This window comes from Paucisalibacillus globulus DSM 18846 (assembly GCF_000482485.1).
Taxonomy (GTDB): Bacteria; Bacillota; Bacilli; order Bacillales; family Amphibacillaceae; genus Ornithinibacillus; species Ornithinibacillus globulus.
In genome coordinates this window covers 196,522-223,437 of sequence record NZ_KI519438.1, presented here as the reverse complement: position 1 = coordinate 223,437, position 26,916 = coordinate 196,522, and the positions used below count along the sequence as shown (strand labels likewise).

Annotated in this window: 31 protein-coding genes; 20 read left to right on the top strand and 11 right to left on the bottom strand. The window is 36.7% G+C overall.

The annotated features are described in order from the left end of the window. The first annotated feature begins 49 nt into the window (after window positions 1–49). On the top strand, window positions 50–589 hold the full coding sequence (locus tag K332_RS0118295; RefSeq protein ID WP_026908781.1) for a cupin domain-containing protein: 540 nt from the start codon (window positions 50–52) through the stop codon (window positions 587–589). Between the two features lie 269 nt (window positions 590–858). Further along, window positions 859–1,797: a nucleoside hydrolase gene (locus K332_RS0118290; protein ID WP_026908780.1), complete on the top strand. Its 939-nt coding sequence runs from the start codon at window positions 859–861 to the stop codon at window positions 1,795–1,797. Window positions 1,798–2,042: 245 nt separating this feature from the next. Here K332_RS0118290 and K332_RS0118285 read toward each other — a convergent pair whose 3' ends face one another. From K332_RS0118285 to K332_RS0118275, 3 genes are all read right to left on the bottom strand, one after another. Beyond that, window positions 2,043–2,447 (bottom strand): type II toxin-antitoxin system death-on-curing family toxin, encoded by a 405-nt coding sequence (locus tag K332_RS0118285; RefSeq protein ID WP_026908779.1) that lies wholly within the window; start codon window positions 2,445–2,447, stop codon window positions 2,043–2,045. Next, window positions 2,444–2,695 (bottom strand): AbrB/MazE/SpoVT family DNA-binding domain-containing protein, encoded by a 252-nt coding sequence (locus K332_RS0118280; RefSeq protein WP_026908778.1) that lies wholly within the window; start codon window positions 2,693–2,695, stop codon window positions 2,444–2,446. Before K332_RS0118280 ends, K332_RS0118285 begins: the two co-directional genes overlap by 4 nt. Before the next feature lie 103 nt (window positions 2,696–2,798). Beyond that, window positions 2,799–3,011, bottom strand: coding sequence for a hypothetical protein (locus tag K332_RS0118275; RefSeq protein ID WP_026908777.1), 213 nt, complete (start codon window positions 3,009–3,011; stop codon window positions 2,799–2,801). 119 nt (window positions 3,012–3,130) lie between these two features. On the opposite strand from K332_RS0118275, the gene K332_RS0118270 reads away from it, so the two are divergent. Next, window positions 3,131–4,201 (top strand): C45 family autoproteolytic acyltransferase/hydrolase, encoded by a 1,071-nt coding sequence (locus tag K332_RS0118270; RefSeq protein WP_026908776.1) that lies wholly within the window; start codon window positions 3,131–3,133, stop codon window positions 4,199–4,201. A gap of 143 nt (window positions 4,202–4,344) precedes the next feature. Here the strand turns inward: K332_RS0118270 and K332_RS0118265 are convergent, their stop codons facing one another. From K332_RS0118265 to K332_RS0118255, 3 genes are all read right to left on the bottom strand, one after another. Beyond that, entirely contained in the window at window positions 4,345–5,073 is a 729-nt protein-coding gene (locus K332_RS0118265) for an amino acid ABC transporter ATP-binding protein (protein ID WP_026908775.1), read from the bottom strand. Beyond that, window positions 5,070–5,714 carry an amino acid ABC transporter permease gene (locus K332_RS0118260; RefSeq protein ID WP_026908774.1) on the bottom strand — a complete coding sequence of 215 codons (645 nt, stop codon included), beginning with the start codon at window positions 5,712–5,714 and terminating at the stop codon, window positions 5,070–5,072. The genes K332_RS0118265 and K332_RS0118260 overlap by 4 nt, the downstream gene beginning before the upstream one ends. A gap of 62 nt (window positions 5,715–5,776) precedes the next feature. Then, window positions 5,777–6,553 carry a transporter substrate-binding domain-containing protein gene (locus tag K332_RS0118255; RefSeq protein ID WP_026908773.1) on the bottom strand — a complete coding sequence of 259 codons (777 nt, stop codon included), beginning with the start codon at window positions 6,551–6,553 and terminating at the stop codon, window positions 5,777–5,779. Between the two features lie 358 nt (window positions 6,554–6,911). Between K332_RS0118255 and K332_RS0118250 the strand changes: the two genes are divergently transcribed. The 3 genes from K332_RS0118250 to copZ all read left to right on the top strand — a co-directional run bounded on the left by K332_RS0118250 (window position 6,912) and on the right by copZ (window position 9,892). After that, window positions 6,912–7,214: a metal-sensing transcriptional repressor gene (locus K332_RS0118250; protein ID WP_026908772.1), complete on the top strand. Its 303-nt coding sequence runs from the start codon at window positions 6,912–6,914 to the stop codon at window positions 7,212–7,214. A gap of 14 nt (window positions 7,215–7,228) precedes the next feature. Next, on the top strand, window positions 7,229–9,613 hold the full coding sequence (locus K332_RS0118245) for a heavy metal translocating P-type ATPase (protein WP_026908771.1): 2,385 nt from the start codon (window positions 7,229–7,231) through the stop codon (window positions 9,611–9,613). Window positions 9,614–9,685: 72 nt separating this feature from the next. Continuing rightward, window positions 9,686–9,892: a copper chaperone CopZ gene (copZ, locus tag K332_RS0118240; protein ID WP_026908770.1), complete on the top strand. Its 207-nt coding sequence runs from the start codon at window positions 9,686–9,688 to the stop codon at window positions 9,890–9,892. Between the two features lie 225 nt (window positions 9,893–10,117). Here the strand turns inward: copZ and K332_RS0118230 are convergent, their stop codons facing one another. Continuing rightward, a complete protein-coding gene (locus tag K332_RS0118230) occupies window positions 10,118–11,275 on the bottom strand; it encodes an MFS transporter (RefSeq protein ID WP_026908769.1) in 1,158 nt (385 codons plus the stop codon). A 213-nt stretch (window positions 11,276–11,488) separates the two neighbouring features. Here K332_RS0118230 and K332_RS0118225 point away from each other — a divergent pair, with 213 nt between their 5' ends. From K332_RS0118225 to K332_RS0118200, 6 genes are all read left to right on the top strand, one after another. Further along, complete coding sequence (locus tag K332_RS0118225) at window positions 11,489–12,097, top strand: methyltransferase domain-containing protein (RefSeq protein ID WP_026908768.1); 609 nt, start codon at window positions 11,489–11,491, stop codon at window positions 12,095–12,097. A 64-nt stretch (window positions 12,098–12,161) separates the two neighbouring features. Further along, a complete protein-coding gene (locus K332_RS0118220; RefSeq protein WP_026908767.1) occupies window positions 12,162–12,536 on the top strand; it encodes a VOC family protein in 375 nt (124 codons plus the stop codon). Between the two features lie 18 nt (window positions 12,537–12,554). Further along, window positions 12,555–13,313 carry a GNAT family N-acetyltransferase gene (locus K332_RS0118215; RefSeq protein ID WP_026908766.1) on the top strand — a complete coding sequence of 253 codons (759 nt, stop codon included), beginning with the start codon at window positions 12,555–12,557 and terminating at the stop codon, window positions 13,311–13,313. Window positions 13,314–13,514: 201 nt separating this feature from the next. Next, entirely contained in the window at window positions 13,515–13,904 is a 390-nt protein-coding gene (locus K332_RS0118210; protein WP_026908765.1) for an ArsR/SmtB family transcription factor, read from the top strand. Continuing rightward, a complete protein-coding gene (locus K332_RS0118205; RefSeq protein ID WP_026908764.1) occupies window positions 13,891–16,002 on the top strand; it encodes a heavy metal translocating P-type ATPase in 2,112 nt (703 codons plus the stop codon). Before K332_RS0118210 ends, K332_RS0118205 begins: the two co-directional genes overlap by 14 nt. 156 nt (window positions 16,003–16,158) lie before the next feature. Further along, window positions 16,159–16,617 carry a MarR family winged helix-turn-helix transcriptional regulator gene (locus tag K332_RS0118200; protein ID WP_026908763.1) on the top strand — a complete coding sequence of 153 codons (459 nt, stop codon included), beginning with the start codon at window positions 16,159–16,161 and terminating at the stop codon, window positions 16,615–16,617. 46 nt (window positions 16,618–16,663) lie between these two features. Here K332_RS0118200 and K332_RS0118195 read toward each other — a convergent pair whose 3' ends face one another. From K332_RS0118195 to K332_RS0118185, 3 genes are read right to left on the bottom strand one after another with little or no spacing between them, the layout of a single operon-like run. After that, window positions 16,664–17,221 (bottom strand): 5' nucleotidase, NT5C type, encoded by a 558-nt coding sequence (locus K332_RS0118195; RefSeq protein ID WP_026908762.1) that lies wholly within the window; start codon window positions 17,219–17,221, stop codon window positions 16,664–16,666. Continuing rightward, window positions 17,218–18,324 carry a bifunctional diaminohydroxyphosphoribosylaminopyrimidine deaminase/5-amino-6-(5-phosphoribosylamino)uracil reductase RibD gene (ribD, locus tag K332_RS0118190; RefSeq protein ID WP_026908761.1) on the bottom strand — a complete coding sequence of 369 codons (1,107 nt, stop codon included), beginning with the start codon at window positions 18,322–18,324 and terminating at the stop codon, window positions 17,218–17,220. Before ribD ends, K332_RS0118195 begins: the two co-directional genes overlap by 4 nt. Continuing rightward, the gene (locus K332_RS0118185) at window positions 18,317–19,072 is read right to left on the bottom strand and encodes a GTP cyclohydrolase II (protein WP_026908760.1); all 756 of its coding nucleotides are present in this window, start codon (window positions 19,070–19,072) and stop codon (window positions 18,317–18,319) included. Before K332_RS0118185 ends, ribD begins: the two co-directional genes overlap by 8 nt. 245 nt (window positions 19,073–19,317) lie before the next feature. Between K332_RS0118185 and K332_RS0118180 the strand changes: the two genes are divergently transcribed. The 5 genes from K332_RS0118180 to K332_RS23375 all read left to right on the top strand — a co-directional run bounded on the left by K332_RS0118180 (window position 19,318) and on the right by K332_RS23375 (window position 22,101). Beyond that, a complete protein-coding gene (locus K332_RS0118180) occupies window positions 19,318–19,653 on the top strand; it encodes a PadR family transcriptional regulator (protein ID WP_026908759.1) in 336 nt (111 codons plus the stop codon). Window position 19,654: 1 nt separating this feature from the next. Next, window positions 19,655–20,167 carry a DUF2812 domain-containing protein gene (locus K332_RS0118175; RefSeq protein WP_026908758.1) on the top strand — a complete coding sequence of 171 codons (513 nt, stop codon included), beginning with the start codon at window positions 19,655–19,657 and terminating at the stop codon, window positions 20,165–20,167. A gap of 255 nt (window positions 20,168–20,422) precedes the next feature. After that, window positions 20,423–20,746: a PadR family transcriptional regulator gene (locus K332_RS0118170; protein WP_026908757.1), complete on the top strand. Its 324-nt coding sequence runs from the start codon at window positions 20,423–20,425 to the stop codon at window positions 20,744–20,746. Then, the gene (locus tag K332_RS0118165; protein WP_026908756.1) at window positions 20,739–21,299 is read left to right on the top strand and encodes an HAAS signaling domain-containing protein; all 561 of its coding nucleotides are present in this window, start codon (window positions 20,739–20,741) and stop codon (window positions 21,297–21,299) included. Before K332_RS0118170 ends, K332_RS0118165 begins: the two co-directional genes overlap by 8 nt. Next, window positions 21,292–22,101, top strand: coding sequence for a DUF4097 family beta strand repeat-containing protein (locus tag K332_RS23375; protein WP_026908755.1), 810 nt, complete (start codon window positions 21,292–21,294; stop codon window positions 22,099–22,101). The genes K332_RS0118165 and K332_RS23375 overlap by 8 nt, the downstream gene beginning before the upstream one ends. 141 nt (window positions 22,102–22,242) lie before the next feature. On the opposite strand, the gene K332_RS0118155 is transcribed toward K332_RS23375, so the two are convergent. Beyond that, on the bottom strand, window positions 22,243–22,830 hold the full coding sequence (locus K332_RS0118155) for a TetR/AcrR family transcriptional regulator (protein ID WP_026908754.1): 588 nt from the start codon (window positions 22,828–22,830) through the stop codon (window positions 22,243–22,245). A 163-nt stretch (window positions 22,831–22,993) separates the two neighbouring features. Between K332_RS0118155 and K332_RS0118150 the strand changes: the two genes are divergently transcribed. The 3 genes from K332_RS0118150 (at window position 22,994) to yfkAB (ending at window position 26,829) form a co-directional block, all read left to right on the top strand. Then, window positions 22,994–23,887 (top strand): ABC transporter ATP-binding protein, encoded by an 894-nt coding sequence (locus K332_RS0118150; RefSeq protein WP_026908753.1) that lies wholly within the window; start codon window positions 22,994–22,996, stop codon window positions 23,885–23,887. Between the two features lie 29 nt (window positions 23,888–23,916). Continuing rightward, on the top strand, window positions 23,917–25,527 hold the full coding sequence (locus K332_RS0118145; protein ID WP_026908752.1) for an ABC transporter permease: 1,611 nt from the start codon (window positions 23,917–23,919) through the stop codon (window positions 25,525–25,527). Window positions 25,528–25,704: 177 nt separating this feature from the next. Further along, window positions 25,705–26,829, top strand: coding sequence for a radical SAM/CxCxxxxC motif protein YfkAB (gene yfkAB / locus K332_RS0118140; protein ID WP_026908751.1), 1,125 nt, complete (start codon window positions 25,705–25,707; stop codon window positions 26,827–26,829). Window positions 26,830–26,916 lie beyond the last annotated feature (87 nt).

Here is a 26,916-nt window from a genome sequence, read left to right as displayed (position 1 = left end):
ATCTTCTTGCATAGAATAGTTTAGTATTTCTATGAAAGGATGGAAAAAAATGTACTATATTCCATATGGTTATCCATACCCAGCCCCATATTATGTTCCAACATATACAAATCTAGGGAACCATCAATCTCCAGATATGAGATGGGGTTATTGGCAAGCAGAAAAGTTAAAGGCTAGAGTTCAATTTAATGATTATGGACCAAATCCGTTTGTTGTAGATATTGAGGCGGCGAGCGAGCAGAATAAAAATTACCGCACTGCGCTATGGACTGGTAAGCATCTCCAAGTTACTGTTATGAGTATACCAGTAGGAGGAGATATTGGTTTAGAAGTTCACCATGATACAGATCAGTTCTTACGTATTGAAGAGGGCAGAGGTATTGTTCGAATGGGTATGAGTCAAAATAACTTAAGTTTTGAGAGAAGGGTTAGGGAAGACTCGGCAATTATGGTGCCAGCAGGAACTTGGCATAATGTCATTAATACAGGTAATGAGCCGATTAAGCTTTATACTATTTATGCTCCACCTCACCATCCACATGGAACGGTTCAACGAACTAAAGCAGAGGCTATGACAGAAGAAGAGTAGTAAACAAAGGCGCAATTCTTAGGAGTTGTGCTTTTTCTTAGTAGTTAGGAAAGTATAAAAACCTTTCCGCCGCCATAAGAAAAACTAACACATTCGCAAAAGGACAAGCGAATGTGTTAGTTTTTCTAATGTTTCTTTAAAAATATATTCACTAGCATTATGAAATGAAAGTAGTTTATAATTATTGTGTAAAATCAGGGTAACCATTTAAGTAAGTGAATATAACGGGGAAAAGTACTTTAACCATGGCTGGCATAGGGGGAAGACAGATGAGAAGAGTTATTATTGATACGGATACTGCAGGTGATGATACAATTGCTATTTTGACGGCACTTCATCATTTTAAAGTAGAAGGCGTGACGATTACAGGTGGAAATGTGGATTTTGATCAAGAGGTTGAAAATGCGTTGTATACGATCCAGGTATTCAATCCCGATTATCATGTCCCTGTTTTTAAAGGATATGAAGGTCCAATATTAGGGAACCAGGAGGGGCATGTTACTGTAGAAGATGTTCATGGGAAGGATGGTATGGGAGATTCTTTCTTTGAAAAGGCGAAGCAACTTCCGGAAGAAAAGCATGCGGTAGATTTTATCATTGAAACCGTTAAAGCGAATCCAGGAGTGATAGAATTATTAGCGATAGCACCACTTACCAATATTGCCATGGCACTTAAGAAGGATCCTTCGATTGCAAAAGATATTCCACATATTTATATTATGGGAGGTACAAATAATTCCCTTGGAAATATTACTGCAGCGGCTGAGTATAACTTTTATGTGGATCCAGAAGCAGCGAAGATAGTGCTCCATTCTGGAATTCCTATTACTATGGTTGGCTGGGATATGTGTACACAGTTCTCTGTTATGGCTGATGAAGATCATAGGGATATCGAAAAGTTAGGTACGGATCGCTCAAAATTTTTTATGGATATTAACCGGGTTGTTCTTAAGTTTAACCGGGAAGTACATAAGATTAACGGTACGACACATCCGGATACAGTATTGGTTGCAATTGCGGCGAATGAAAAGCTGATGACCAAGTCGAATATGTATTATGTGGATGTGGAAACAAAGGGTGAGATTACAAGAGGCTATAATATGGTGGATATTAATAATCGTAGTGGGAAGGCACCTAATGTGAGAGTTTGTGAAGTAGTGGATAGAGAAGGATTTAAGGTGGACTTATTAGAAGTCTTGAAGGGTTAATAGAATGAATGATTAAGAATATAACTAAGAGACTCCACTAAGTGGGGTCGCGTATTAGTGTGGTTTGAACGTTAAAGACATTATCATTAGCAGGATGAATGAAGTCCAATTAAATTTAACCGTTTTGTAGTGGAAAATGGGTGAACTTTAAAATAGAAGAAATAGAAATGGTGCTTTGGCTTATGACTAGGCACCATTTTGTTTTTTTATGTAGCTTATTTCGTACCTTGCTAACTCTGATGAACTTAGAGTTTTTCAGTGTATTCTTGAATGATAGATATCATTTTTTCAAACGAAATTTTATTAGTAACCAAATCTACAATGAAATCCTGTTCTTTAATAACATCCATTGTCCATTCATATTGATTTAGTTTTAAAAAGATAATTAACGCTGCTAGTGCTGTACGTTTGTTTGCATTGTGGAATGCATGATTTTTCGCTAAGGATTCCGTTAATGCCGCAGCTTTTTCATAGATGGTGGGATATGCGTCTTTACCAAATATAGTTTGTTTAGGACGGTTAATTGCTGAATCTAATAAAGCTGGTTCTTTAACACCAATTTGCTCGGCCGGTGAATACAATTTTATTTGCATGGTGTTAATGGCAATGACCTGGTTTGAATTTAAGTATATAACCTTTTCATCCGTCATTTGTCCACCAGTCCTTTGAATGCGATATCATGTTCTTTGATGACATCAGTTAATACAGACATAAACTCCTGATCTACACCTTCCGGAAGGATAATTTCCTCTTTTTTTTGAAGGGTAATTTTGCCTTCTTTAAATTCCATCTGTACACTATCCCCATACGTTATTCCAGCTTCTTTTAATATTTCTTTGGGAAAAGTAATTCCGTAACTGTTACCAATCTTAGTTAGTTTTCTCTCATGCATACTCATTATAACACCCCTTGTAATACTGTTATAATCATTATAACATATTATAACGGTGTTACAAGGACAAAAAATTCCCTCAACAACTTTCCTTGAGAGAATTTTTTATCTATGAGTTATTAAAACTCTGTCCTATTTCCTTTTCAGCAATAATTTTATTAGCTGCCTCAAGTTCCTTGTGTTCCTTTACAGAATCTCCGACCATCTTGTTCTGATAATCAAAAGGGTAATTTTTCCGAAGTCCGTTCTGGACGCCAAATTCTCCGTCTATATTTGCCTGGGTTGGCACTTCAAATTTCTTTTTCCCATCTTCTTTTGTCATTCTTATCACCTCAATAAGTAGACTGTCTTATGATGATTCTTTTATACGGTTAGGCATAAATTTTTATATCTCATCAAAAATAACCTAAACTAGTGGTAAATGAGAGGGGGAGATCCAAGGTGAAACAAGTATATAGTGATATTATCCAGTTTCGTGGTAGCCATTTTGACTTTGGTCATATGCAAGGGAAATTATTAAAAGAGTCCCCCATTCTCTCTAATCGTGAGAAACAATGGGGGTCAAAAAGGAAGTATCATTTTTCAATCGAAGAACGGGAAGTGAAAGATGTTATTTTGAAGTTTTCCCCTGGAATTTGGGAGGAAATAGAGGGGCTCTCTGATGCGCTAGAAATGAATTTGCAGGATGCTATCCGTGAATTTGGTGGATATTATATGGAGTATGGTAGAAGCGGTTGCTCTATTTTTACAGGAAACGATTATATGATTCGGAACTATGATAACCATCCTGCTTCATATGAGGGGCGATATATGTTTTATCTACCGACCGACCGGGGGTATGCTGTTGTGGGTCCTTCGATGCAAATAACAGGTAGGATAGATGGACTAAATGAAAAAGGACTTGCGATGGGATACAACTTTGTTAATAGAAAAAAGTCGGGTAGTGGTTTTGTGTGTAATATGCTTGGACGAATTATTTTGGAGACTTGTGCATCAGTTGAAGAAGCAGTGGATCTGTTAAAAGAGATACCCCATAGGCATTCATTTAACTATGTACTTTTGGATAAAACAGGCCAAACCTATGTAATTGAAGCTTCGCCACGTAGAGTCGATGTACACTATGGCAATGTTTGTACCAATCATTTTGAAAAACTGATAGAAGAAAATCGATATAGAATGGATGAGTCCATGAACAGGCAGGAAGCCATACGTACTCAAGGTGCTAATGTACAGGATGCTTATTCTGCATTTAAAATGATGAATGATACGGAAAAAGGGGTGTTTTCCGAGAAATATGGTGCATGGGCAGGGACTTTACATACCGCTGCGTATTTTCCAAGAGAAATGAAAGCTTGGTTTTCTATAGGTGGAAATCAGAAGCCGGTGATTTTTGATTTTCGTAAGTGGCTAGATGGGGAAAGGGTATTTATTAAGAAAGTAAAAGGGAAGCTTAATTCAAATTCTTCATTTGTTAACATGGAGATTCTCGAAAGTCCCAGTATTATGATGTAAAATGATCTGGAAACATAGTGGATTTTCATATAAGAATGTATAAAAGACAGCGTTGATGGGAAAGCCCGGAACTCTGTCTATAAGACTGATACTAAAAGACAGAGTTAGTGGAAAATCCGAAACTCTGTCTATAAGAATAGTTATTACAATACCTTACTCAAAAAAGCCTGTGTACGCGCATTCCTTGGATTGGCAAATAATTCCCCAGGCACATTTTGCTCTGCAATAATACCATTATCGATAAATAATACCCTATCACTAACCTCACGGGCAAAGCCCATTTCATGTGTTACTACCACCATTGTCATTCCTTCTCGGGCAAGCTGTTTCATGACTGCTAGCACATCCCCGACCATTTCAGGGTCTAGGGCAGATGTAGGCTCGTCAAATAGCATTATTTTTGGGTTCATTGCTAATGCTCTTGCTATAGCAACACGTTGCTTCTGGCCGCCAGATAATTCACCAGGATAACTATCTGCTTTTTCTTTTAACCCTACCTTTTCCAGTAATTCCATTGCTGTTTCGATGGCTTCCTCTTTTACTGTTCCTCGTGCCTTCATGGGTGCCAAAATGATATTTTCTAGTACCGTTTTATGTGGGAATAAATTAAATTGCTGAAATACCATCCCCACTTCCTGGCGTATTTTATTAATATTGGCTTCCTTTGCAGTTATATCTTGGCCATCTATTATCACATGACCATCTGTAATATCCTCCAGTTTATTTAGGCAACGAAGAAATGTACTTTTTCCAGAACCAGATGCACCGATGACGCAGACAACTTCCTTTTCTTTAATCTCTACACTAATATCTCTCAAGACTTCTAGATTACCAAAAGATTTCCTTAAGTTTTTCACTGTAATCATTGTCATCGTAGTTCAAATCTCCTTTCCATGAAACTAGTTAATAGCGATAATAAGTAAATCATCATGAAATACATAGCACCTACTGCAAACCATATTTCAAAAGCTTTGAATGAGGAAGCGATCGTTATATGACCTTGTTGTGTTAAATCAGCAATCCCAATAACAGAAAGTAATGATGTATCTTTTAAACTAATAATTGCTTGGTTTGTAAAGGTTGGGAGCATTCTTCTAAAAGCTTGGGGGAGTATGATATGGCGCATGTTTTGGGTGCTCGTTAAACCTAAAGACCGTGCTGCTTCGGATTGCCCCTTGTCCATGGATTGAATACCAGCACGAATTATCTCAGCAAAATAGGCTCCTGCATTAATGGCAACGGTAATAATACCTGCTGTCGTACGGTCAAAAGATATAAAATCAAGGGAATTTAGACCGTAATAGAAGAAAAATAATTGGACTAGTATAGGAGTTCCACGAATGGCATCAATAAATATTTTAGCAATCCAATTTAATACTCTTATTGGTGATAGACGGAATAACGCAATAATAAGGCCTATAATAAAACCAAGAATAATAGCGATAACAAATATATAGATAGTTACTTTTAATCCCTCCAAGAGGTATGGGAGGGCATTAATTATTGCTTCCATTTATTCAGCTCCTTTAAACAAGAAAGCGCGCTAAAAAACGTGCGCGCTGGAATCCATGTTTCTTACTCGCCTAAATACTTTTCAATAATTTCATCGTATTTTCCACTTTCTTTTAAATTAGCTAAGCCATCATTTATTTTCTTTAATAGCTCATCATTTTCTCCTTTTAATACGGAGATTCCATAGTTATCTCCATTTAACTTATCCCCTGCAACTTGTAGTTCAAGGTCACTTGTGGCAATGGCATACATGATTACTGGGTAATCTTCTAATAAAGCGTCAGCATTCTCATTTGCAACTTCTTGAAACATGGACGTACTGTCTTTAACTTGGATAACCTCATATCCGTACGCATCTTTATTTTCATTGGCATAATTTGCGCCAGTTGTTCCATTTTTAACAGCAATAGTTTTTCCTTCTAGGTCTTCCATGCTAGAAATATCCGAATTGTCTTTAGCAACCACTAACGACAAACCAGATTCAAAATAAGGATCGGAAAAATCCACCGTATCTTTACGATCTTCTGTAATACTCATTCCCCCCATACCAATATCAAGTTCACCAGCTTGCATTGCAGGAATGATGCCACTAAAGTCCATTGCTTCAATCTTAATTTCAAAACCTTGGTCTTCAGCTATAGCATTTATTAAATCAATATCGATTCCCTTCATTTCACCGTCCTCTTGAAATTCAAATGGCGGATATGTAACATCAACTCCAACTGTATAAATCGTGCTATCTCCATTACCACTTGAGTCTGTTTCTGAATCGTCACTTCCGCAAGCAGCAAGTAGGAGAGTAAATGTAATTATTAGCCCCAGTAATATAACTTTTTTCATGTATAATACCTCCCTCGTTTTATTAAAACGTATTCATGTCCAGTATTTTATATGAATAAATACAAGTGAAAAATTCCTTTAAAAGGAAGAGATAGGGAATGTAATACCAGTATTAGTTGCTTTAAATTGCAGGGGTTTTGGAGGTATGTTAAAACGTTGAAATAATTATTTGTGATATTTTCAACAGACAGGGATACTAGTTAAATTTATGTTTTATAGGAATTAATTTACCTGAGGGGGGTATACTGATTTTGTAATAGCTTAAGTAATTACTCCGAAGTAGAATCAAATCTTTATATTGACAATTATACTATAGGGGGGTATAGTATAATTAAAGTTAACGAAGGAAGGTGTTCACATGGATCACTTTTTGCATGATCACCCAGTTACACCAAGAACAGACTCAGAGAAACAAGCAGTGGTCAATCGACTGAAGCGAATCGAGGGACAGGTTCGAGGTATACAGAAAATGATTGAAGATGATCGCTATTGTGCAGATATATTAGTTCAAATTAGTGCAATTAATGCAGCCTTAAAAAAGGTTGGTTACCAGGTTACCGAAAGACATATGAAACATTGTGTAAGTAGTGCTGTTAAATCGGGTGAAGGTGACGCAGCGATAGATGAGTTAATAGAGATTATGAAGCAATTCTCTAAGTAAGGGGGGTATTTCTAATGAATGAATCACAACATATTACGGTTGGTGTAACCGGTATGACCTGTGCAGCATGTTCTAATCGAATTGAAAAGGTCTTAAATAAAATGGATGGTGTGGAAGCACAGGTTAATTTAACAACGGAAAAGGCAACTGTTGATTATGATCCAGCGGCAGTCTCCGTTCAAGATATAACTACTAAGATTGAAAAACTTGGATACGGTGTTGAAATGGAGAAGGTTGAATTTGATGTATATGGCATGACTTGTGCAGCTTGTTCAACTCGAATAGAAAAAGTATTAAATAAACAAGAAGGTGTCAAGCATGCAACTGTAAACTTGGCTACAGAAAGTGCCTCCATTGAATACAATCCTGGACTTATTGAAGAACTAGACTTAATTGGAAGGATTCAAAAGTTAGGTTATGATGCAAAGAGAAAAGCGGATAAAGAGGAAAAACAAACGCAGAAGGAAAAGCAACTTCAAACAATGAAGACAAAGCTAATTATTTCTGCTGTATTATCTGCCCCATTATTAGTAACGATGTTCGTTCATTTGGGTGGAATGAATATACCAGCTATATTCATGAATCCATGGTTCCAGTTTGCACTTGCAACACCAGTCCAATTTATTATCGGATGGCAATTTTACGTTGGGGCTTATAAGAATTTACGTAATGGCGGAGCCAACATGGATGTTCTAGTTGCCTTGGGTACTAGTGCTGCTTATTTCTACAGTCTATATGAGGGGTTAAAAACAATTGGTAATCCAGGATATATGCCACATTTATATTTTGAAACAAGTGCCATTTTAATTACATTGATATTATTTGGTAAGTATTTAGAAACAAGTGCAAAGAGTCGCACAACTGTTGCGATATCGAAGCTTCTCAACTTACAAGCTAAGCAAGCTAGGGTATTACGTAACGGGGAAGAAATGATGATTCCGATTGAAGAGGTTATCGTTGGCGATAGACTAATTGTAAAACCAGGAGAGAAAATACCGGTGGATGGTATTGTGGTAAAAGGCAGAACTTCCATTGATGAATCGATGATTACCGGGGAATCTATTCCAATTGAAAAAGATGTGAATGCAAGTGTTATTGGTTCAACTATTAATAAAAACGGTACGATTGAAATGGAAGCAACAAAAGTTGGGAAAGACACAGCTCTTGCATCAATTATTAAAGTAGTAGAGGATGCTCAGGGTTCTAAAGCTCCAATCCAACGTTTAGCCGATGTGATTTCAGGATATTTTGTTCCAATTGTAGTAGGAATCGCGTTTATAACATTCCTAGTTTGGATTATTTTCGTAACACCGGGAGAGTTCGAACCAGCACTGGTTGCCTCGATTGCAGTATTAGTTATTGCTTGTCCTTGTGCTTTAGGACTAGCAACACCAACCTCTATCATGGTTGGTTCAGGACGTGCTGCTGAAAGTGGAATACTATTTAAAGGTGGAGAACACTTAGAACGTACGCACCAATTAAATGCAATCGTTCTTGATAAAACGGGAACCATCACTAAAGGTAAACCGGAAGTGACACACTATACTGCAGATGAAGAAACACTATCTTTGCTGGCTAGTGCTGAAAAAGGTTCTGAACATCCATTAGCAGAAGCAATTGTTGCCTATGCAACAGAGAAAGGCGTTCCTATTGTAGAAACAGATGATTTCAATGCAATACCTGGCCATGGTATTGAAGCAGTCATTGACGGCAAAAATGTATTGGTGGGTACTAGAAAATTAATGAATGACCATCAAATTTCAGTCGCCGACGTGGAGAAAGAGCTTGTTGGATATGAAACAAACGGTAATACGGCAATGTTAATCGCTGTTGATGGCGTATTCAAAGGAATTGTTGCTGTAGCAGATACAGTGAAAGAAACTGCCACACAAGCAATTAAAGAATTAAAGGAACTTGGTCTAGAAGTAATCATGCTTACCGGTGATAACGAACGAACGGCAAAAGCAATTGCCAAGCAAGTTGGGATTGACCGTGTCATTGCACAAGTATTGCCAGAAGAAAAGGCAAACCGAGTTAAAGAAATTCAATTACAAGGTAAAAAGGTAGCGATGGTTGGTGATGGTGTAAATGATGCACCAGCACTTGCGGTAGCAGATATTGGTATTGCGATTGGTACTGGTACAGAAGTTGCAATTGAAGCGGCTGATGTAACCATCTTAGGTGGTGAGTTACTTTTAATTCCACAAGCAATTAAAATCAGTAAGGCAACAATTAAAAATATTCGTCAAAACTTGTTCTGGGCTTTCGGTTATAATACAGCCGGGATTCCAATTGCGGCTTTAGGACTTCTAGCTCCATGGATTGCAGGTGCGGCGATGGCATTTAGTTCTGTAAGTGTTGTTACAAACTCCCTTCGTTTGAAGCGAGTTAAAATATAAGCGTATTGGGGACGGTAGCAAGTCCAGTCCCCAATACTATACTTGAATTTTTAGAAAGGGGATATATAATTCATGCAAACTTTAACTCTAGATGTAAGAGGGATGACTTGTGGTCATTGCAAAATGTCAGTAGAAGGTGCTCTTAATACATTAGAAGGTGTATCTAATGTTGAAGTAGATTTAGCTACTGGTAAAGTAAATGTAACATACGACGAATCAAAAGTTACATTAGAAAAAATGCAAGAAGCGGTTGAAGATCAAGGCTATGATGTAGCATAATGTGAGACACCCATGGAGGAGAAATCCTCTTATGGGTGTTTTTTTTGTAGATAACTATCATCCTTGTTATGAAGGCCTTGCGGGTCATATTGACAGTGAATCCAATCCGAAATGACTCGTAACACGTTCCCAAGGGTCATTTCACTACTAATTCCCAACTCACAAATGAATAAATAATAAAAATAGATAACAGCTAGGACTTACTGGCTGTTATCTACTCAAAAGTTAATTAGTAGAAGGACTTAATTGTTTGCTTTTCATTGATATATACATGGTTCCAAGTGATGCAATAATTAATATTCCTCCAATAAATGCATTGGCATTAGTGGAGTATTGTCCAATGATAATGCCTCCGAAGAAAGCACCAACTGCAATTCCAAAATGTAAGGAGGAATTACTTAAGCTTTGTTGAATATCTGATGTTTCGGGCGAGCTTTCAATTAAATAGCTTTGCATTGCTGGTGAAATGGCCCAACTCATGATTCCCCATATGATTAATGCAATTAAGAATATCGGCATTATACTGGTTGTGAAAGGAATAACCATCATAATGGCACCAAAAGTAATAATTGCTGAAACCACGGTTCTCTTTGTGCCAAGGGTATCCGCAAATGTACCACCAATTCCGCCACCACTTACTGCTGCAACTCCAAAAATGAAAAAGATAACACTAATCCATGTTGCTCCTAAATCCATCGATTCCTGTACAAAAGGCTTTAAATAAGTATAAAGTACAGAGTGTCCGGTCATATATAGGAACGTCGTTATATGAGCGAAAAGTATTTTACGGTTTTTCAGAGTAGCGAGCTGTACACCTAGTGGTACAGGTGGGTTTGGCTCTACCCGATCCATCCAAAAATAAACACCAATAATAGAAAGCACCGTAAAAATGGCGATTAATACAAAAGGAGCACGCCAACTAAACATTTCCCCTAGCATTAATCCGATTGGTACACCGAGTACTAATGAACCACTTACCCCCATGGATACAATTCCAATTGCTCGTCCACGGTATTTTTGTTCTACAAGTCTCGGTGCCATTACTAGACAGAGAATGATTAGTAGTGCCCCACTAAAAGCAGAGATGATGCGACCAACTAAAAGAATGCTATACGTCGGACTAATTACGGAAATTATATTTCCGATTAAGAATAGAATCAAAAAGTTCAATGTTAATTTTTTACGTTCAATATTTGCAGTCACTAATAAGAGAATTGGTGAAGCGATTGCAAATATTAATGAAAAAATGGTTACCAAGAAACCAGCGGCCCCTAGGGTTACGTTAAGGTCCTCCGCAATTAAATCTAATAATCCACTGATGATTAACTCAACCATTCCAACTATAAATGAAACAATCATTAAAAAGTAAACACGTTTGTCCATGAAGTACGTCCTTTCTAAATACCATTTTAATGATAACGGTGTTGAAGAAGGAAAACAAGTTTAATATAGGGATGAAAATAGGAAAATTATGAAGGTTGACCTAATTCCTCAGAAGACAAGGAAAACTAATCACAAGCTTTTCCTAAGCCCTTGTATTAACAAGAAAGCCATCGTAATATGAGACTATAAATAGACGAACTAGGATGAATTTAAATGAACGAATACACTTACGATAAACTTCTAAACATACATACAAACGGGCAGGGCGTCCCTATTCAGCTTAGTCATTATTATCCCTACGAGCCAACACCGTATGTAGCGTTAGAGACGCTGTTTGAACAATATGAAGTGAAAAGCAGTGACCATGTTGTTGATTTTGGTTGTGGTCTAGGAAGATTAAATTTTTATATTCACTTTTTCCATCATGCATCCGTAGTTGGTGTTGAGATGAATGAAATATCTCATAGGAAGGCACTCCGAAACCGGGAACAATATGCTAGAAATACGAAGAATCCCATACAAAATATTGAGTTTAGATGTTGCCGTGCAGAGGAATATGAAATCACTCCCATAGATAATTGTTTTTATTTCTTTAATCCATTCTCTGTCCACATTTTCCAAAAGGTTGTAAATCGAATACTTTTATCAGTAGAGGCGTTTCCAAGAGAAGTTGATATAATCTTGTATTATCCTTCCATGGAATATATTTTTTATTTAGAAAATGACACTGCTTTTGAACTACTCCGGGAAATTAAGATACCTAACCTTTATAAAAAGAATTCAAATGAACGGTTTTTAATTTATCGACTTAGAAATTTTTAAAAGGAATTTATAAGAAGTTGTCGAATAGATAAAGTAAGGTTAATTTGATGAGGAGAGTGATTGTATGAAAAGCCCCATTCTAAGTAAGGTAAACACTTTTTTCATTCATGTAAGTGATTTGGAACGCTCAGTGGAGTGGTATTGTAATTTGTTGGGACAGGTTTACGATTTGTCTTCAGTCAAAAGACCGGTGTATAACTTACAAGTGAACCAACAAGTAGGAATCACTCTGGATGCTGGTCCGGCTAACAGATCTAAAAGACTTGGTGGTTTAGATTATCCGTTGTTTAACTTCCACACGAATGATATTGACGAAGCCTATGATTATATTAAACAATTAAACTACGATATCAACTCTGAAATTATCAGATTTGATGATCTTTCATTTTTTACAGTACGTGACCCAGACGGGAACGTTATTATGGTTTGTACAGGATAATAAGGAGAACAGGAGATAATGATGAATATATCATTTGAGAATATTGACATTATAGGGAATGTAATTAATGAGAATGAGCTATACAAACACTATCACTACCCGGAAATGTTGAGTCGGTATTCTAGCAATTTTATCGAGTTTAAAATAATGCCAACGCTTAATGAGTTATTAGAAGCAGAACAGTTTATGAGGGACTTTCATTTGAAAAATGGGCAATATCATGTTGAATTTGTTTTTCCTCAGGATAAGGAGATAGCGGTTGAATTAATTGAGCATCTGAACAATCAGGATTACTCTATTGAAAAGAATGAGTTATATGTGATCAATCCAAGTGAATTTCCAGAAGTCAAAGTGGATAAAGATATTTGTGTTGAAAAGGTAGATTCAGTGAGGTTGATGGAATATCTACGAATACAGTATGAACTGGATTTACAGTATGGTGAGAACTTTGCTAATGAGAAACAAGATCTAATGAAACGCAATTATAACAATGAAAATGTCATACAGATTATCGCTTACTATAAGGACATGCCTGCTGGTGCAGTGGATGTTATCCTAACAGAGGAATTTGCAGAAATTGATAATTTATTTGTATTGGAATCGCTCCAACGAAAAGGAATTGGCAGCATATTGCAGAAATTCGTCATGGATACCTATAAAGATAGAAAAGTTATTTTAGTTGCTGATGGGGATGATACCCCTAGAGAGATGTATCAGAGACAAAATTATCAATACTTGGGATTTCAATATGAAGTCCTGAAAGTCTATAATGAGTAGCAAAAGGACAGGGGGAACCTGTCCTTTTGTCATTACTTAAAGTCTACAGTCCTAGTTAAAGCTAATCTATAGGTCAAACTAAGATGGTAGGTTCATATCACTTTTATATTCAAGTGATTATTAGAATAATATGATTAGCAAAATTTTCATACAAAGCATATAATATTAATAATCAAACGAATATTAGAATGAGGCGATAACATGTCTAGTACAGAAGTAAAGAAAGTAGAAAAAGACACATGTGATACATTTTGTTTTGATGAAGAAAAGGTCAATCGAATACAACCACAAGTAGAAGAAGTTTCTGGGGTCGAATTGATATTCAAGGCATTATCAGATGCAACACGCTTGAAGATTACGTATGCTCTTACCCTAGAAGAGGAATTATGTGTTTGTGATGTTGCCAATATTATCGGTTCAACAACAGCGACCGCCTCCCATCATTTGAGACTCCTTCGTAATATGGGGCTAGCAAAATACCGCAAAGAAGGAAAACTAGTTTTCTATTCGTTGAAGGACCATCACGTTCATCAGCTAGTCTCTGTTGCGATGGAACACTCGAAGGAAGGTGTCTTTGTTGGAGGAAAATAAACAAGTATATCGGCTTCAGGGACTTTCCTGTACTAATTGTGCAGCTAAGTTTGAAAAAAACATCCGGGGCATCACGAGTGTAGAAGATGTTCAATTGAACTTTGGGGCTGCGAAGTTAACGGTACAAGGTTTGGCAACCATTGAACAATTAGAAAAAGCTGGAGCATTTGATGGCATCAAAGTATATCCAGAAAATCGTCGTGAGTCTGTGGAAAAGCAATCCATATGGAAGAAACGTGAAAACATTACTACGTTGATATCGTTATTATTTACTGCTTTAGGATATATTTTTTTCTTTGTAATGGACGAAAGCCACCCGGCTACAGTTGGATCATTTTTAGGCGCAATTCTTATAGGTGGATATAGTCTATTCAAAGTTGGATTAAAAAACCTAGCTAAGCTTCAGTTTGATATGAAGACGTTGATGACGATTGCAATTATTGGAGCAGCAATTATAGGAGAATGGGCAGAGGGTGCGGTAGTTGTATTCTTATTTGCTTTGAGTGAAGCTTTAGAAAGTTATTCTATGGATAAGGCTCGTCAGTCCATTAAGTCATTAATGGACATCGCTCCGAAGATGGCCATCATTAGGCGTGGTAATAGGACCATGGAAATTGATGTGGAAGAGGTTCAGATAGGTGATATTTTGTTAATAAAACCGGGTCAAAAGATAGCGATGGATGGTGAGGTTGTAAAAGGCCAATCTTCTATCAACCAAGCTGCCATCACCGGGGAATCTATTCCTGTTCATAAAACAGCTGGTGATGAAGTATTCGCTGGAACAATGAATGAGGAAGGATCATTGGAAGTTCGCGTTACGAAACGAGTAGAAGATACGACAATTGCTAAAATAATCCATCTCGTTGAAGAGGCACAAGCTGAAAAAGCTCCATCCCAGCAGTTCGTTGATCGATTCGCAAAATATTATACCCCAGCTATTATGGTAATTGCTTTATTAGTTGCTATCATTCCTCCACTATTATTTGGAGGTGTCTGGTCTGAGTGGATCTATAGTGGTCTCGCTGTATTAGTGGTTGGTTGTCCTTGTGCATTAGTTGTTTCAACCCCTGTTGCAATTGTAACCGCAATTGGTAATGCTGCTAGGAACGGTGTATTGATTAAAGGTGGAATTTATTTAGAGGAAACAGGACAAATTAAAGCAATTGCCTTCGATAAAACAGGAACACTTACAGAAGGGAAACCGGAAGTAACTGATATTGTTTTGTTAACCGATAAAGGTGAGCAAGAGGTTTTAAACATTGCACAGGCAATTGAACAATTTTCTCAACATCCGCTTGCTTCTGCAATTGCCCGGAAAGCGAACCGGATTCATGCAGAAGCATATGAGGCGGATGGATTTACTTCTATCACTGGAAAAGGTGCAATGGCTACTGTACTGGGAATAGAATATTTCATTGGAAGTCCTATCCTATTTGAGGGTATGTTAGATATGAATAATGAAGTGAAAGAAAAAATTAGATATCTGCAATCGGAAGGTAAGACAGTCATGCTACTAGGAACAGAACATAATGTTGACGCCCTTATCGCTGTAGCTGACCAAATTCGAGAATCAAGCAAATCCATCATTCAAAAGCTACATGAACTCGGAATCAAAAAGACCGTTATGTTAACAGGTGATAATAAGTTAACTGGAAATGCAATTGGATTAAGTCTTGGTTTAACAGAAACAAAGTCAGAGCTATTACCCGAAGATAAATTATTAGAAATCAAAAAATTAGCAGAGAAATACGGCAATGTCGCGATGGTTGGAGATGGAATCAATGATGCACCGGCACTTGCAACTGCGAATGTTGGTATTGCAATGGGTGGTGCGGGAACGGACGCTGCACTTGAAACAGCAGATATTGCTTTGATGGCTGATGACTTAGAAAAATTACCGTTTACAATTTCGTTAAGCAGAAAGACATTATCTATTATTAAAGAAAACATCACATTCGCTTTAATCCTAAAAATTATTGCACTATTATTAGTTATTCCAGGATGGTTAACCTTATGGATTGCTATATTCGCTGATATGGGTGCGACACTAATTGTTGTTCTTAATTCTATGCGACTAATCAAAAAGGATGTACTATAGGGCTGGCCCTTGTAGTATATCCTTTTAAAGGTCAATAAATTTCCTTTTTTCATGAACAAAGTAAGAAATTAGCTATTATTAAATTCATAGAAAATCCTAACAATATAGGATATACTATATTCAACTTAATAACAATAAGTAAAAGGATTGATATTTGTGGTCATTTCGAATCATTTTAATGAAGACCAAGAGCTTTCGTTGAAACTTTTTGTGGTTTTAACAAGAGCAATTGAGGCAATTGAAAAGCAGGTTACTCAAAATATTAAAAGTTATGGACTTAACTTAACTGAATTTGGTGTACTTGAATTGTTATATCATAAAGGTGGACAACCTATCCAGAAAATTGGGCAAAAAGTATTGCTTGCAAGTAGTAGTATTACATATGTAGTTGATAAATTGGAAGAAAAGAAATACTTAATTAGAGAAGCGTGCCCAACAGATAGAAGGGTTACATATGCAGTTATTTCTGAAGAGGGTACGAAATTGATGAATGAAATTTTCCCTCAGCATGCAACTGCAATGAGTGAGATTATGGGTGGCCTTTCCGTTGAGGAGAAAAAAGTAGCGGTAAACCAGATAAAGAAACTAGGTTTATTTGCTCAAAACTTAGAGTAACTATTCGAAAAAAAGGTATTGCTGCATTTTTAGCAATACCTTTTCTTTATATTTCTTTTATAAAATCTGACCAATTTAGTATTCTATTAAACGAATGTGCACGATTGTAGGATTGATCCATTAAGTAAAGCTTCACAGGTTCTTCTGATAGCGTATCAAGAATAGCTGGCTTATCATCTACATAATAATCTAGGTTTAAATCCTTAATAATATGAACCTTTTCATGATCTTGCATTCCGTAGAAGAAATGATTATCTTGGACAGGGAAGCCTTGTTCCCTTAGCCACCTTTTTGTTCCTTCACCATGCTCCTTAGGTCTAGCTGTTATATAGAAAATTTCATGACCATTTTCTACTAACTTATTTAACGTTTCTACAGCACCTTGGAATGGGGGGCAGTCGGTGTAATAAATCTCCACAAGGGAACTATTCCACATTGCACTACCCTCATCATCCGATAAACCAAATGGTTCGTGAATTTCCACTCTATCTAATTCATAAAATTCTTTCTGAGGAACATCTTTATTTAGTTTCTTCTTATAAATATTAAACGCATGTTCACGTAAGTTAATTAACGTATCATCGATATCAAATCCAAACCTCATGATATCCCTCTGGTCTTGTATACTGGATAACCAGTAAACTTAAAGTCTTTACCAATCTTCTCGATGTCCGTATCCGAAAGTTCGATAGCGTCGGCCATATCGCCAACACCTGTACCCTCTAAGAATGTTGGGGCATCCTTACCACCAACTAGCTTCGGTGCAAAATAAAGGACAACCTTATCTACTAATTCATTTTCAAGGAACGTGGCATGGATATTACCACCGCCTTCAATAAATACAGAAGATATAAGATGTTCTCCTAAAATAGCTATCACATCGTTTGGATTAACCGTGTTTTCGCTAGAAGTCATAAATACTCGAACCCCATGTCCCTCAAGCGCTTGTTTTTTACTTTCATCAACATTCTTACTAGTAAATATCCAGGTCTCAGCTTGCCTATCTGTTACGACATTAGCATCTAATGGAGTTCTTAAAGAAGAGTCCATAATTACTCGAAGTGGATTACGTCCAATAGGAATTCTTGTCGTTAAGGATGGATTGTCTTTTAAAACTGTATTAATCCCAACCAGAATTGCCATATGTTCATTTCTAAGTTGATGAACATCAAGTCTAGCTTCCTCTGAAGTAATCCATTGACTACTAAAGCTATGTGTTGCTACTTTTCCATCTAGGGATACTCCTGCCTTCATGGTAACAAATGGCTGCTTCTTCACAATGAACTTATTAAATACTTCGTTCATTTGAATGGACTCTTGTTCTCTAACTCCTGTGACAACTTCAATCCCTGCATCCTCTAAAATCTTTACACCATTTCCAGCTACTATTGGATTAGGGTCCAGAGTAGCAATGACAACCTTTTTAATCCCCGCTTGAACAATTGCTTCAGCACATGGACCAGTACGCCCGTGGTGGGAGCAAGGCTCTAAGGTAACATAAATAGTAGCTCCTTTAGCCTTCTCACCGGCCATTCTAAGTGCATGAACTTCTGCATGTGGTTCGCCTGCTTTTAAATGGGTACCAACCCCAACAATACGATTATCATTAACAATTACAGAACCAACAAGAGGATTCGGATCAGTTTGTCCTTTCATTGCCGTTGCATTTTGTAGTGCTAGATCCATATAAAATTCATGATTAGTCATTGGAGCAGTTCCTTTCCTCCTCCATATGTCCTGATTTTTCTACTTTCGTCTTTAAGTAACGTTCATTATATTCCGAAACATCTCCCCAAAGAGGAACACGACCAGATAGTGTCAGGCCAGCATTTTGCATCGCTTCCAGTTTCAATGGATTGTTTGTAATCAATGTTACCGGCTTTGAACGTAATTGTTTAAGCACTTGAATAGCATCACTATAATTTCTTGAGTCATTCACAAAACCTAATGCTTCATTTGCTTCCACTGTGTCATAGCCATTTTCCTGTAAGATATAAGCCATTGCTTTAGAGAATAATCCAATTCCTCTGCCTTCATGGTTTGCTAGATAGAAGATTGCTCCAGTACCGTGTTCTTTAATTTTATGCATGGATTCTTTTAGTTGAAATCCACAATCACAACGCTTACTACCAAAAATGTCGCCAGTGTGGCAGATGGAGTGCATACGGATTAATGCATCATCATCATTTTCAAAATCGCCATAAACTAATACACTGGATTGTTGGTATTCTGCTAAGTTTTGAGCGGATAGGTTATCAATGATTTTTTGATAATCATCGGTCACTTCCTCACAGTTTAGCCAACTATACCATTTAAACTCTACAGTCTCTCCGTATAAATTAACAGGAAGGCGAATAGGTCCTACTAAGTAAATAGCTCCCTCTGGTGTCTTGATGGATTGTATCTTATTCTGTAAAACAGACAGTACTTTTGATTCTAATTTTGTTTGTTCCATAATTCTTACCCCTTTCACTGTCCCTAGTATAATGAAAAACGATAATTGCTTCAATTTATCTTTCTCGGAATTAAAGGTAATTAGTCATTTGGTATTAAAATATGTTTTCTTACGTTAGGAAGATTGTATTCTAAGAAAATTATTTGAAAACATATTGTACTGATAAACTATTCATGTTATTATATCGTCATACGATATATCGTGAATAGATACATCGGAAGGTGATATAAAGTGGTGGTGAAATTATGACTAAGCAACCGGAAGCGTTTTTACCATTATCTCAAGCTACTTACTATATTCTATTATCTCTTAGAGAAGTGCGGCATGGCTACGGTATCATGCAGGATGTAGAGGTAGTGAGTTTGGGTGAAGTGATCTTGGGGCCGGGAACATTATACGGGGCATTAAGTAAACTTGAGAAACAGAAGGTCATTGAAAAGGCTTTGGTACAGGATGATGATCGTCGGAAATATTATCAACTTACTGAACTAGGTAAAGAGGTCTTACAATTGGAATTTATACGGTTAAAATCTTTAGTGGAAAATTCAAATGTGTTTATTAAGGAGATGGAGGGGAAGTAATATGACGGTAAAAAAGTTTAAGCTATTTTTAGCTCCAGATGTTGAGAAGGAGGAGCAATGGCTAAATGAAATGTCTCGTCAAGGGCTACATCTAATAAAATATCAATATTTTATGTATGTGTTTGAGGAAGACCCAGGTAAATCATATGTTTACCAAATTGATTTTAGACAAGATGCCAAAAAGGACTATTTCCAATTATATGAAGATGCGGGTTGGGAATATATGACGAATGCACTCAGTTCTTTCTACTACTTTCGCACAAATGCTACAAAATCAACTATTCCAAAGTTATATTCGGATAAAGAATCGATACACGACTCCTATAGAAGGATGTTTGGATTTTACTGGTTAATATTTATTCTATTCCTTGTCTCACAAGTGGGAGTATTTATAACATGGAAAGGCTACCTTCTCCAATACATGATGGTTGTAGTGGATATAGTAATTGTAGCACTTTATCTTTATATGTTTTATGCGTTTAATAAACGGATTAACTTTTATAGAAGGAGGTAAAAGCTCGGGGAGTTTCCCGGGCCTTTTATTTATTTGTAGTTAGGAAAGTATACAAAACTTTCCGCCGACATAAGAAAAACTAACACATTCGCTTGGGACTGAGCTAATGCGAGTTTTTCTAATACTACTATTTTATAATAGTACCTTGCAATGAACAGTAGTGTATGTTAAATTATAGCTAAAGGTATAAATTATAGACCAGTACTATATAATGTATAATAGTTAAGCTTGTAAAAAATCAAAGAGGTGAAAGTCTTGAATGTACAATTCAAAAAAGGTGTATTAGAGCTTTGTGTGCTCGTTTTATTAGATAAACAAGACCGGTATGGCTATGAGTTGGTTCAGAAAATTTCGGACCAAATAGCTATTTCGGAAGGATCGGTGTATCCATTATTAAGAAGGTTAACCAAAGAAGGATATTTTACTACTTACTTAAAAGAATCTTCAGAGGGACCTTCGCGGAAGTATTATGCTCTAACTGAAGAAGGAAGAAGTTACCTTGGGGAACTTCTAGCCGATTGGGAGAAGTTCACGAATGGTGTGAATCAATTAATAAAGGAAGGTGTAAGGGATGAATAAAGAACAGTTTTTGGCCAAATTAAATGATGCTCTAAAGCGTATACCTTCTTCTGAACGGGAAGATATTTTGCAGGACTTTAGAGAGCATTTTGAAATAGGAATCAGTGAGGGAAAGACAGAAGAGGAAGTTGCCAATGGGCTTGGTTCTCCCCAACAGATTGCTAAGGAAATGGTTGCGACTTACCGACTAGAGCAAGTAACGGAATCGGCATCTACTGGAAATGTGCTACGTGCAGTTTGGGCTGTTATTGGATTAGGCTTCTTTAATTTAGTAATTGTTTTAGGGCCATTCATTGCTTTAGCTGGATTCGTGTTATCTGGATGGCTTGCAGGAGTGTCGTTTATTGTTTCCCCGATACTTTATCTGATTAATGTCGTAATCTATCCAGAAATATTTGCATGGTATGATTTGTTCTTTGCTTTATTTCTATCTGGGGTAGGGATATTTATTGCAATCGGAATGTTTTATGTAACCCGCTGGTTGTTCAAAGGTTTTGTGAAGTATTTGAACTTTAATATGAGAATGGTTAAGGGAGGAATGAAGCATGCCTAAACGTAAACTGTTACTAGTTATTGCAACTAGTTTTGTTATTATTGGTATGGTAGGTGTTCTCTTTACGTATAAGACATCAGGTGCAGGAGAGGAAATTAGCCAAACAGAGGCGATTCATAATCCTGATATAACCGAAATATCTGTTGAATCGACAAATGCGACAATTGAAGTAATGCCTACGAATGAAGACCAGATTACAGTGGAATTTACAGCTACAGAGTCAAAATATAATAAATATAAATTAGAAATTGAAGAAGAGGGAGAATCTCTTTCCATAGAATTAGACGAAAAGACACTACAATTTTTGAGTTTTGATTTTGATTTTGACTTTTCTGGTCCCAAAATTAAGGTGTACTTACCGGAAAAGCAATATGAAGACTTAGAAATTGATGTAGTCAACGGGAAAATTGATGTGGAAGGTATCACTGTTGATGAAGTTGAGGTTAACACAATTAATGGTCGAATCGTATTAAAGGAATTGGAAACAAAGTCGACTACTGTAAGTTCTGAAAATGGTGGTATTACGATTGAAAACGTGAATGGCAGGATTACAAGTGATGTTGTGAATGGTGGCACGACACTTATTACTAATCATTTAGACCGTTTTATCGATTTAGAATCGGTTAATGGAAAAATAACAGTACAAACTGCACAAGAGCCAACGAATGCGACGATTGAAGTTAGTGTAGTAAATGGTAAAGTGAATCTATTTGGGAATGACTCAAGGTCCGCTGTTATTGGAGATGGTGAGAATAAGATTAATTTAAAGACCGTAAATGGTAGTATAACGGTTGGAAAGTAGTATGAAGGGTAGAGGCTAAAAGTCGGTCTCTACCCTTTTTAAGTAGTTAGGAAAGTATAAAAAACTTTCCGCCGACATAAGAAAAACTAACACATTCGCTTGGGACTGAGCGAATGCGAGTTTTTCTAACGTATGATGGAGTTATTTCCTACTTCCAACAATGCCATAAAAGAAAAGTTTGGTTAGATCCTCTGTTAACGGTAAAATATGCTCATAGACATCCTTTTGTTGCAGAAATTCTCGATACATCTGGATATAGGCTAAAATAGCTTCATTAGAAATGGTTGGGTCAATTTGGCCTTCTTTCTTAGCTTGTTCAAATAGCTTAATCATTTCAGGAAGAGCCTTATCTGTATAAAACTCCTCAATGTAACTTTTTTCTCCTGAAGTAAATTCTACCATAATATAATTATAAATTTCTTTATGAATGGAGCTTGCTGACATTTTTTTGTTGAAAATGAACTGGCTTATTTTTTTAGAAAAGTCCACATCACTTTTTATTATTTCTTCATATTCATTCCATACATCATCAATATAATAAGTAATAACCTCATCAACTAATTTATCTTTACTCCCAAAGTAATTATAAATCGTTACTTGTGATACACTGGCAGCTTTTGCAATTTCAGCTACAGAAACTTTTTTAATACCATATTTCATAAAAAGATCTAGTGCAGCACTTAGTATACTAGTCTTTTTTAATTCACTTCTTCGTTTAAAACCATCCATTGTTGTTCACCTCATAGTATAGTTTAATAAAAGTTTTGAAATATAACAATGTAAATAATTCAAAAAACTATTGCTTGCAAACAGTATTTTTTATATTATGAACTAGAAGGGTAAAAATATTTCAAAACTTAACTCTTAATCTCTTTTTCGAGGAGGCAGAAAGATGAAAATGTTAGAAACGAATAACTTATCAAAGAGGTTTGGAAAGTTTACAGCTTTAGACGGAATTAATCTTGAAGTGAGTGAAGGAGAAGTATTTGGATTTATCGGTCCTAATGGTGCGGGTAAATCTACAACAATTCGTATACTTTTGGGGATTTTAAAAGCAACGAGTGGGGATGCTAAAATGTTTGGTAAAGACGCTTGGTCAGACGCGGTCGATATTCATAAGCGGATTGCCTATGTTCCAGGGGATGTCAATCTTTGGCCAAATCTAACTGGCGGTGAAGTTATTGACTTATTTACGACATTACGTGGCGCAAAGATAACTGAAAAACGGGAACAATTAATCGAACGTTTTGATTTAGACCCACGAAAGAAATGTCGCGCGTATTCAAAAGGAAATCGCCAGAAGGTGGCATTAGTTTCAGCTTTTTCTTCCGATGCTGATCTATTTATACTTGATGAGCCTACATCTGGATTAGATCCTTTAATGGAACAGGTTTTTCAGGAATGTGTACTTGAAGCAAAGCTAGCAGGAAAAAGTGTGCTGCTTTCCAGTCATATCCTATCCGAAGTAGAAAAGCTTTGTGACCGTGTTGGTATTATCCGACAGGGAAAAATAATTGAGTCAGGTTCTTTAACAGAATTACGTCATTTAACCCGTACGAATTTATTAGTGGAAACAAAAGAAAGGCTATCTGATTTGGAAGACTTTAAGGGTGTATATGATGTGGTGGAAAAAGAAGAGGCTGTCACATTCCAAGTTGATACAGAAGAGCTTGACCATGTTATCCGCCATATAAGTAAATTTGGCATTTTAAAATTAGAAAGTGCTCCTCCTACTTTAGAGGATTTATTTATGCGTCACTATGAGAAGAAAGTAGAGAACGCTTAGATTTTAGTTTATGAGGGGAGGAAAGGTTTATGTATACACAGCTTTTTAGAGGGACAGGAGCTTTAGTAAAATTACTCTTTAGACAGCAACGCTTTAAAATTATTATTTGGTTAATTGCTATAGTCGTCATTACGTTATCCGCAGCTTCGGCCTATCCTACGATGTATCAGGATGAACAATCGAGGCAAGCTTTTGCGTTAACAATGGAAAATCCAGCAATGCAAGCGATGCTAGGTCCTGGTTATGAGCTTACTAGTTACTTAAATTCCGTTGGTACGTTATTTGCACATGAAATGCTTTTGTTTTCTGCGGTTGCAGTAGCCATTATGAGTATTTTACTTTTGGGTCGTAGCACTCGGGCAGACGAAGAAGATGGACGCACTGAAATCATTCGTGCGCTTTCTGTTGGACAGCTATCCTATTTAAGTGCTTCTATAATCGTTGTAGTAGTTACAAACTTACTCTTGGCTATATTAGTTGGGTTTGGATTATTGACCTTGGGAATTGAAGGTGTAGATCTAGAAGGATCCATGATGTATGGAGCTATTTTAGGAATGACTGGCTTAGTATTTGGAAGTATAACCGCTCTTTTTGCTCAAGTGGTTGAGACTTCTAGAGGAACATCCAGTTTAGCTTTTGCAATTCTTATCATTTCTTATTTGGTGCGAGCAATTGGAGATGTTGAGAATGATACTATGTCATTATTCTCCCCTTTAGGGTGGGGAGTTCATGCGAAAGTGTTTATGGAAAATGATTGGTGGATGATTATTCTTCCTATTCTTGTATCATTGTTCCTATTAGGAGTTACTTTTTATTTAAATGCTATACGTGATGTTGGCGCAGGATTTATACCGACTAGAAAAGGAAAGAAACATGCTTCTGCTTTCCTAAAAACGTCATTTGGATTTGTTGTTAGACAACAGCAGGTAATGATTATTTCGTGGATAATAGGACTGTTTCTTTTAGGGGCTTCTTTTGGTGCAATTTTAGGTGATTTGGAAACTTACTTTGCAGATATCGAATTTATGCAAGCCTTCATTGTAAATGAGTCCGGTAATTCTATGACAGAGCAATTTATTACATTATTGATGGCAATCATGTCGTTAATCGGAACTATTCCAGCTGTAATGGTAGTACTGAAATTAAAAGGCGAAGAGAATAAAAATCGTACCGAGCACTTTTATAGTCGTGCTGTTTCGCGAACTAAGCTAATGAGTAGTTACTTTCTTTTAGGGATAATTGTAACAGTAATCATGCAGTTGGCAGTTGCATTTGGCCTATGGTTAGTGGGTATGACGGTAATGGAGGATGCGTTGGGATTTGGTACCACATTTACCTCTGCATTCGCTTATCTTCCTGCAATGTGGGTTGTAGTTGGATTGACAGTCTTATTGGTTGGAGCTATTCCTAGACTAACAGGCTTTGCTTGGGGCTATGTGGTCTTTTGTTTCGTAGTTTTGTATCTTAGTGGAATCCTAGATTTTCCAGAGTGGGTGAACAATTTTTCAGTCTTTGAGCATATTCCACAAATTCCTGTCGAGGACTTTAGTATTGCTACCACTACTAGTTTAATCATCCTATCTATGTTAGTCACTTTAGTTGGGTATATTGGTTACAATAAACGCGATATCACGGGTTAATAATATAGAACGTGTTATTTTATCCTAATGATTTTATGGTAAATCATAATCAGTTATGGAGAGTCAACGGTAAAAAATAATGCTAGAATAATAGAAGCGCCCTTCATATATAATGAACCAATACGAAACTTTTCGAAGGATTTTAGAATCTTAGAAGAACAGCGAAAGGAGTTTCTAATGAAAACAAATGAATTACAACCTCTAACACCGCTATATGATCCATGGGAAGCGTATATGGACGTGAAAGAGCATGGCAAAATGACTCTTTCCAATGTAGAATTTACGACAACATATATGTGTAATATGCGCTGTGCGCACTGTGCAGTAGGCTATATGCTACAGCAAAAGGACCCAGATGCATTACCAACGGATCTGTTGATTCAAAGGCTAGAGGAAATACCCCAATTAAGGACGATGAGTATTACTGGCGGCGAACCAATGATGAATAAAAAGTCTGTTCGTAACTATGTTGTTCCATTACTAAAGTACGCACATGAACGTGGAGTTCGTACACAAATTAACTCTAATTTAACATTGCCATATGAACGGTATGAGGAAATTATTCCTTATTTAGATGTCTTACATATCTCGCATAATTGGGGTACGGAAGAAGAATTTGCAGAAACAGGATTTGCACATATGGACCGGAAGCCTTCAGAAGAAAATCGTAAAAAATATTTTACAAGAATGGTAGAAAATGCACAGGCTCTATCTAAAAAGGGTGTAATGGTATCCGCTGAGACCATGCTGAATAAACAGACCTATCCATATTTAGAAAAGATTCATGACCATATCAATGAAATGGGCTGTGCACGTCATGAGGTCCACCCAATGTATCCAGTAGACTTCGCAAGTAATTTAGAAACGCTCAGTTTAGAAGAGATACGGAAGGGGATTACTAGGTTACTAGATCATCGTAATCAAGATATGTGGATGTTGTTTGGAACCTTACCATTTTATGCATGTAGTTCTTCTCCAGATGAATTAGCGTTACTACAACGACTTTATAAGGAAAAAAATGTTACACTTCGAAATGATCCGGATGGAAGGTCACGTCTTAACGTCAATATCTTTACCGGCGACATAATAGTAACCGATTTTGGTGATGAAGAGCCATCATTAGGTAATATTCAAGATACAACGCTACCGGAAGCATATAGTCGTTGGTTGGAAACGCAGACGGCAAAAAGTTTAAATTGTCATTGTCCTGCTGTTAAATGTTTAGGTCCCAACTTGTTAGTAAAGAATGCGTATTATAAGGATATAGATTTTCAAAATAGGAAGGCTAAGATTAGTTTATAGAACTAATCTTTCAAGTTAAAATAGTTAAATGTATAATAACCTTAGGTTCGAATAGTAGGGACCTGAGGTTATTAATAGTTAAGCAAA

What these genes read in the sequence shown, in the direction of transcription:
- K332_RS0118260 (WP_026908774.1), bottom strand. Translation starts at nt 5,714, where the DNA reads ATGGAAGCAATAATTAATGCCCTCCCATACCTCTTGGAGGGATTAAAA.
- K332_RS0118195 (WP_026908762.1), bottom strand. Translation starts at nt 17,221, where the DNA reads ATGAGGTTTGGATTTGATATCGATGATACGTTAATTAACTTACGTGAA.
- K332_RS0118285 (WP_026908779.1), bottom strand. Translation starts at nt 2,447, where the DNA reads ATGACGGATGAAAAGGTTATATACTTAAATTCAAACCAGGTCATTGCC.
- K332_RS0118150 (WP_026908753.1), top strand. Translation starts at nt 22,994, where the DNA reads ATGAAAATGTTAGAAACGAATAACTTATCAAAGAGGTTTGGAAAGTTT.
- K332_RS0118185 (WP_026908760.1), bottom strand. Translation starts at nt 19,072, where the DNA reads ATGGAACAAACAAAATTAGAATCAAAAGTACTGTCTGTTTTACAGAAT.
- K332_RS0118210 (WP_026908765.1), top strand. Translation starts at nt 13,515, where the DNA reads ATGTCTAGTACAGAAGTAAAGAAAGTAGAAAAAGACACATGTGATACA.
- K332_RS0118280 (WP_026908778.1), bottom strand. Translation starts at nt 2,695, where the DNA reads ATGAGTATGCATGAGAGAAAACTAACTAAGATTGGTAACAGTTACGGA.
- K332_RS0118220 (WP_026908767.1), top strand. Translation starts at nt 12,162, where the DNA reads ATGAAAAGCCCCATTCTAAGTAAGGTAAACACTTTTTTCATTCATGTA.
- K332_RS0118295 (WP_026908781.1), top strand. Translation starts at nt 50, where the DNA reads ATGTACTATATTCCATATGGTTATCCATACCCAGCCCCATATTATGTT.
- K332_RS0118265 (WP_026908775.1), bottom strand. Translation starts at nt 5,073, where the DNA reads ATGACAATGATTACAGTGAAAAACTTAAGGAAATCTTTTGGTAATCTA.
- K332_RS0118245 (WP_026908771.1), top strand. Translation starts at nt 7,229, where the DNA reads ATGAATGAATCACAACATATTACGGTTGGTGTAACCGGTATGACCTGT.
- K332_RS0118215 (WP_026908766.1), top strand. Translation starts at nt 12,555, where the DNA reads ATGATGAATATATCATTTGAGAATATTGACATTATAGGGAATGTAATT.
- K332_RS0118165 (WP_026908756.1), top strand. Translation starts at nt 20,739, where the DNA reads ATGAATAAAGAACAGTTTTTGGCCAAATTAAATGATGCTCTAAAGCGT.
- K332_RS0118290 (WP_026908780.1), top strand. Translation starts at nt 859, where the DNA reads ATGAGAAGAGTTATTATTGATACGGATACTGCAGGTGATGATACAATT.
- K332_RS0118145 (WP_026908752.1), top strand. Translation starts at nt 23,917, where the DNA reads ATGTATACACAGCTTTTTAGAGGGACAGGAGCTTTAGTAAAATTACTC.
- K332_RS0118155 (WP_026908754.1), bottom strand. Translation starts at nt 22,830, where the DNA reads ATGGATGGTTTTAAACGAAGAAGTGAATTAAAAAAGACTAGTATACTA.
- K332_RS0118180 (WP_026908759.1), top strand. Translation starts at nt 19,318, where the DNA reads ATGACTAAGCAACCGGAAGCGTTTTTACCATTATCTCAAGCTACTTAC.
- yfkAB (WP_026908751.1), top strand. Translation starts at nt 25,705, where the DNA reads ATGAAAACAAATGAATTACAACCTCTAACACCGCTATATGATCCATGG.
- K332_RS0118275 (WP_026908777.1), bottom strand. Translation starts at nt 3,011, where the DNA reads ATGACAAAAGAAGATGGGAAAAAGAAATTTGAAGTGCCAACCCAGGCA.
- K332_RS0118255 (WP_026908773.1), bottom strand. Translation starts at nt 6,553, where the DNA reads ATGAAAAAAGTTATATTACTGGGGCTAATAATTACATTTACTCTCCTA.
- K332_RS0118175 (WP_026908758.1), top strand. Translation starts at nt 19,655, where the DNA reads ATGACGGTAAAAAAGTTTAAGCTATTTTTAGCTCCAGATGTTGAGAAG.
- K332_RS0118225 (WP_026908768.1), top strand. Translation starts at nt 11,489, where the DNA reads ATGAACGAATACACTTACGATAAACTTCTAAACATACATACAAACGGG.
- K332_RS0118250 (WP_026908772.1), top strand. Translation starts at nt 6,912, where the DNA reads ATGGATCACTTTTTGCATGATCACCCAGTTACACCAAGAACAGACTCA.
- ribD (WP_026908761.1), bottom strand. Translation starts at nt 18,324, where the DNA reads ATGACTAATCATGAATTTTATATGGATCTAGCACTACAAAATGCAACG.
- K332_RS23375 (WP_026908755.1), top strand. Translation starts at nt 21,292, where the DNA reads ATGCCTAAACGTAAACTGTTACTAGTTATTGCAACTAGTTTTGTTATT.
- copZ (WP_026908770.1), top strand. Translation starts at nt 9,686, where the DNA reads ATGCAAACTTTAACTCTAGATGTAAGAGGGATGACTTGTGGTCATTGC.
- K332_RS0118230 (WP_026908769.1), bottom strand. Translation starts at nt 11,275, where the DNA reads ATGGACAAACGTGTTTACTTTTTAATGATTGTTTCATTTATAGTTGGA.